At 55.7% G+C, this 1,771-nt stretch carries 3 protein-coding genes; all 3 read left to right on the forward strand.

Features of this window, described 5'->3' with window-relative positions:
• Positions 1-639: photosynthetic reaction center cytochrome PufC (pufC, locus tag Q0341_RS05740; RefSeq protein WP_299511145.1), on the forward strand; the 639-nt coding region annotated here is incomplete at its 5' end.
• Positions 640-702: 63 nt separating this feature from the next.
• Entirely contained in the window at positions 703-1,413 is a 711-nt protein-coding gene (locus Q0341_RS05745; protein ID WP_299511147.1) for a spheroidene monooxygenase, read from the forward strand.
• Positions 1,406-1,771: FAD-dependent oxidoreductase (locus Q0341_RS05750; RefSeq protein ID WP_299511148.1), on the forward strand; the 366-nt coding region annotated here is incomplete at its 3' end. The genes Q0341_RS05745 and Q0341_RS05750, both read left to right, overlap by 8 nt.

Raw genomic sequence — 1,771 nt, forward strand, 5'->3', positions numbered from 1 at the left:
ATTGAAATGACGCAAAAGGTCAATCAAGACTGGAAGACCCACGTGGCGGATACGGGTTTGACTTGTTACACCTGCCACCGTGGCAACAACGTGCCCACGCAAGTTTGGAACGAGCCCAAAGACCGCAAGTACGCGAACAGCTTGTTGGGTGATTTGGCTGGGCAAAACATTGCCACCAAAGAAGCGGGGCTGAGTTCACTGCCGTTTGACCCATTCACGCCTTACCTCAAAGATGCTTTGCCTATCCGAGTCAATGGCAACGAAGCCATGGCGGGTGTGGGTTCCAACGCCAACCGGGCTTCGCTCAAACAAACCGAGCACACGTACTCCTTGATGGTGCACATGTCCGAGTCCTTGGGTGTGAACTGTACTTATTGCCACAACACACGCAACTTCCAATCCTGGGAGGAATCCAGGCCGCAACGGGTGACCTCTTGGTATGGCATTCGGATGGCGCGTGAATTGAACAACGACTACATGACGCCACTCACCGAAACCTTCCCAGATCATCGCTTGGGTCCCAAAGGTGATGTTGCCAAAGTCAATTGCTCAACTTGCCACCAAGGCGCTTACAAGCCGCTTTATGGCGCTCAGATGGCCAAAGACTACCCTGAGCTCCAAGTTTTAGCAAAGCCTTAAACTCTGGAATTCACAAGGCCTGCACCGGTTGTGGTGCAGGCCTTTTTTACGGAAATTGGGCACATGCATTTGGGACAAACAGAACCTGTCAATGGCCAAGTGGTCGTTGTCTTGCTGGCTGATATCGTCCAGACTTCAAGGTGGTGGGGTTGGTTGCGCATTGTCCAAGGCTCGGCTGCTTTGCGCCGCGTGCCTGGCTTGTTGTTTGCCAAGTTGCTGGGCAGTGGGCACGAGGGCGGCTTTGGTTTGAAACCCAGTTCATCGCGACAAGGCTTGTTTTCCCTGTTTGAATCAACTCAGACGGCTGATGATTTTGTGGCGCATGCGCAATGGGTTCAAAAATATCGGCAGAGATCTTCTGATTTTTGCTGCATCAAACTTCAAGCATGGTCGTGCCGTGGCACTTGGGATGGCTTTTCGCTGGGTGCAGTTGCACCTGAACCGACCCATGGGCCGGTGGCGGCCCTCACCAGGGCTTCAATCAAGCTGAGCAAAGCCCCAGCTTTTTGGCGACATGCGCCCCCGTCTGAGCGCGCCCTGGAAGGGGTTCAAGGCTGCCAATTGGCAGTGGGCCTTGGCGAGGCGCCGTTGTTCCGACAAGCGACCTTCACTATTTGGGACAGCGTGGCCGACATGAACGCTTATGCGCGCACAGGCGCTCATTTGCAAGCCATTCAGGCGGCTGCGCAAAACGGCTATTTTGCCGAGTCCATGTTTGCCCGGTTTGTGCCTTTGCAAGTGCGGGGCCAGTGGCAAGGCAAGTCCTATGTTTAAGAACGGTCAAACCCCGCGTGTGGTGGTGGTGGGCGCCGGCATTGGGGGATTGGTGAGTGCCCTGGTTTTGGCTCACCACGGGCTGGATGTCACCTTGCTGGAAAGTGCCAACACCCCCGGCGGGAAAATTCGTCAAGTGCAGGTCGACGGTGTGGGCGTGGATTCCGGCCCCACGGTGTTCACCATGCGTTGGGTGTTAGACCAGATGCTGCAGGAGTTGGGCACTTCACTGGAAGATATTTTGCCGCTCGAACCCATTGGGGTTTTGGCACGCCACGCTTGGGACGGCAGTTCGCCCACACTTGATCTGCATGCCGACACGTCCCGCACGGCCGAAGCCATCGCTCAATTCAGCAGT

The sequence above is a fragment of the uncultured Limnohabitans sp. genome, from assembly GCF_937889215.1.
Lineage (GTDB): Bacteria > Pseudomonadota > Gammaproteobacteria > Burkholderiales > Burkholderiaceae_C > Limnohabitans_A.

Excerpts from the sequence above, each read along its gene's own strand:
- Q0341_RS05745 (WP_299511147.1), top strand. The coding sequence starts at position 703 with ATGCATTTGGGACAAACAGAACCTGTCAATGGCCAAGTGGTCGTTGTC.